Here is a 4,226-nt window from a genome sequence, read left to right as displayed (position 1 = left end):
GTTGGCAAGACATATTCAACCAACAAATCTACGACCAACTCAGTGAAGTAACTGACCCTCTATTCAACACTAGAGGATGGATTAGCAACTATGACAACCAACCCATACCAGTAGAGCAAATGCGCATTTGGGCAGGGGATATTGTTTCTCAAGTATTAGCCCAAAAACCAGAGAGTGTGTGGGAAATAGGCTGTGGTACAGGAATGCTGCTATTTCAAATCGCACCCCAGACACAAAAATATTTAGGAACAGATATCTCCAAGGTCTCATTAGAATACATCAAACAACAAATAGAACAGCAACCAGACAAATATGGTCATGTCTCCTTAGCACAGAAACGAGCCGAAGACATGGCTAATATAGCAGATAACAGTTTCGATGTTGTATTACTGAGTTCCATAGTCCAGTATTTCCCGAGTGTGGAGTATTTGTTGCAAGTAATAGAAAAAAGTATCCGGGTAGTCAAACCAGGAGGGATGATTTTCCTAGGAGATATCCGCAGCTTGCCATTAATGAAAGCATTTCACAGTTCGGTGCAACTGTATCAAGCAACTCCCTCACTATCAGTAGAAAAACTCAAGCAACAGATAGACCGAAAAATACAACAGGAAACAGAGTTTTTGGTGTCACCAGAGTTGTTTATAGCTCTCAAAGAAAAACATCCAGAAATAACTCATGTACAGATACGTTTACAGAGGGGAAGGGAAAATAATGAACTGAATAAATATAGGTATAGCGTGCTGTTGCACATAGAGGCACAACCAGCAACGGTAATAGAACCCCCAGTAGAGAATGGTGCGGGTATAAATTATGAAGAAATCGAAGCATATCTGAAGCAAAAACAACCCCCAGCCATCTGCTTTAGTGGTCTGGTAAATGGCCGAGTGGAGAATGATGTCCTTGGGGTTGAGTTAGTCTCAGCAACAGAGGAAGTTAAGAATGTGCAGCAGTTGAGGCAAAAATTACAGGAGAAGCAATTTAACGGCATCGACCCGGAAAAACTATATAAGCTAAGTTCGGATTTAGGATATTCTCTAGAGTTGTGTTGGGCAGCACAGGGTGGTGCAGAATGTATGGATGCGACGTTTGTGCGCAGTGAGTTAGCCAGGGAGGGGATGGTGTTAACACCCCTAACTCAAAAATCAGTTATCGGTGGTAACTGGCCTAGTTATGGGAATAATCCTTTGGCTTCTGTGACAGCTAAACAACTCATACCGGAATTGAGAGAGTATTTGGAGTCGAGGTTGCCAGAGTATATGGTGCCATCGGGGTTAATGGTGTTGTCCCAATTACCACTGACACCGAATGGTAAGGTAGACCGTAAGGCATTGCCAGCACCAGATTTTGCTAATAGTCTGTCAACGGAGTATGTAGCTCCTGAGACGGAAACACAAAAGTTATTAGCAGAGATTTGGAAAGAAGTGTTGGGTATAGAACAGATAGGTATACACGATAACTTCTTTGATTTGGGAGGGCATTCTTTGATGGCAACTCAAGTTGTGTCTAGGCTGCGACAGGCTTTGGGGATGGAGTTATCCCTAACTACTTTATTTGAAAGCTCTACTATAGCCAAACTAGCGGAAGTTTTAGTTGAGCAACAGTTGGAGCAAGTAGACAGTAATATACTAGAACAAATTTTAGCTGAGGTTAATAAATAATGAGTGATATAAAAAAACGTTTGGCTAATCTTTCGCCAAAACAACGAGAACAGGTATTGGAAAAGCTCCGGCAGGAGCAGTTGCTCCCAACTGCCAAGGAAAGTCAAGTTATTCCAATTATTCCAAGGGAACAGGTAATCCCGTTATCCTATGCACAACAAAGGCTATGGTTCCTAGAAAAAATGGCCTTGAGTAGCAACGCCTACAATATGCCATTAACCCTACATCTAGTAGGTAAACTAGACTATGTAGCCCTACAAGAAAGTCTTAACCAAATCATCGCTCGCCATGAAACCCTGAGAACCACTTTCAGTGAAATCAACGGCACACCAGTACAAATAATTCAACCCCCCTTTGAATTAGAACTACCCATAATTGACCTCACTGGGTTAACACCATCAGAAGCTACCACCAAACTCCAACAACTACTCCAACAAGAAAATGAACTTTCATTTAATCTAGAAGTAGACCCTCCCATACGGGCTCAGTTGTATCAACTAGGAACAACAGAACACATACTGCAAATCACATTACATCACATAGCTAGTGATGGCTGGTCACTGACAGTATTACCCAAAGAACTCTCGGCTATTTACACTGCCACACTGTTCGAGAAACCATCCCCATTACCCCCACTACCAATACAATATGCCGACTTTGCAGTTTGGCAAAAGAACTACTTACAAGGTGAAACCCTCTCTACCCAACTCAACTACTGGAAGCAAAAGCTCCAAAACTTACCTCAACTACAACTACCCACAGACCATCCCCGACCCGCAGTTGAAACTTTTAATGGAGCAGGTATACCCATAAACATACCAGCAGCACTAACATCAAAAGTTAAACAACTCACCCAAAAGCAGGGAACTACCCTATTTATGACCCTGTTAGCAGTATTCAAAGTATTGCTGTCTCGTTACAGTGGTCAAGAAAGTATAGCAGTAGGAACACCCATAGCTAACCGCAACCGCTCAGAAATAGAAGGGTTGATAGGTTTCTTTGTGAACTCCCTAGTCATGTACACAGACCTGGGAGGGGACCCTAGTTTCACAGAAGTATTAAACCGAGTTAAACAAACAGCTCTAGAAGCTTATGGTCACCAAGACATACCCTTTGAGAAATTGGTAGAACAGTTGCAGCCAGAACGGGCACTATCGCAAAACCCGTTATTTCAGGTGATGTTTGCGGTGCAGCAGTCGGAAATCTTAAAACCATCCTTTAGCTTACCTAACTTAGAAGTAGGTTGGTATGAAGGGGCAGGAGCTGAGATGACAGTGCGGATGGACTTAGAGTTACATCTGTGGCCAGTAGGAGAAGAAATTAAAGGATTCTGTGCTTATAACCGATACTTGTTCTCAGCCGAAACAATTAGTCGCATGGTGTCACATTATGAAAACTTACTATCAGCAGCAGTAGAGACTCCCGAGAGACCTATTAGCAAGTTGCCATTAATGACACAGCCAGAGCTAGACCAGATACTGGTAGAATGGAACAATACAACAACAGATTACCCCACAGACAAATGTATCCATCAGTTATTTGAGGAACAGGTCGAAAAAAACCCAGATGCAATAGCGGTAGTATTTGAAGAGCAAAAGCTGACCTATTCTCAATTAAATAGCAAAGCTAATCAACTAGCCCATTATTTGCAAAAATTGGGAGTAGTTCCAGAAACCCTAGTGGGAATATGTGTAGAGCGTTCAGTAGAGATGGTAGTAGGTTTATTAGCCATACTCAAAGCCGGAGGAGCTTATGTACCATTAGACCCGAATTATCCAACTTCGCGCCTCCATTACATGGTAGAAGATGCACAACTATCTATCATCTTGACTCAAGAAAAATGGCAACATCATCTACCTCAAACAGCAGCTCAAGTAATATGTCTGGACGCAGATATACTAAAGACAGGTAGTTCAGAAAACCTAACAGTATCAATAACATCAGGGCATCAGGCATATATGATGTATACCTCCGGTTCGACAGGTCTACCCAAGGGAGTGAACATCAGACATCAAGGAGTAGTGCGACTGGTAAAAAATACCAACTATATTAAGCTCACAGAAGAAGACATATTCCTACAATTAGCACCCATATCCTTTGATGCAGCCACACTGGAAATTTGGGGCAGTCTACTTAACGGAGGAACCCTAGCAGTAATGCCACCTCATCAACCCTCCCTAGGAGAAATAGGAGCAGCAATTAGGGAAAACCAAGTTACAACCCTATGGCTGAGTGCAGGATTATTCCAACTGATGGTAGAAGAGGAACTAGAAAACTTAAAATCATTAAAGCAACTATTAGCAGGAGGAGACGTATTATCTGTCACCCATGTGCAGAAAGTAGTAGAGAAACACCCAGGATGTCAATTAATAAACGGTTACGGGCCGACAGAAAACACCACATTTACCTGCTGTTTCCCAGTTCAGGCTGATAGTAACATAGAAAAATCAGTACCTATAGGTCGGCCAATATCTAACACTCAAGTATATATTCTGGATGCCAACTTACAACCAGTACCAATAGGAGTACCAGGAGAACTACACATAGGCGGCGACGGAATAGCAACAG

General features: G+C 42.3%; 2 protein-coding genes. Both read left to right on the top strand.

Annotated elements, in window-relative coordinates:
• On the top strand, positions 1-1,658 hold a 1,658-nt coding region (locus F6K64_RS37835; protein ID WP_287267996.1), incomplete at its 5' end, for a phosphopantetheine-binding protein.
• Positions 1,658-4,226: non-ribosomal peptide synthetase (locus tag F6K64_RS37830; protein WP_287267994.1), on the top strand; the 2,569-nt coding region annotated here is incomplete at its 3' end. The genes F6K64_RS37835 and F6K64_RS37830, both read left to right, overlap by 1 nt.

The sequence above is a fragment of the Moorena sp. SIO3A2 genome, assembly GCF_010672265.1.
In the GTDB taxonomy this organism is placed as follows: Bacteria; Cyanobacteriota; Cyanobacteriia; order Cyanobacteriales; family Coleofasciculaceae; genus Moorena; species Moorena producens.
This window is presented reverse-complemented; position numbering and strand designations above follow the sequence as displayed.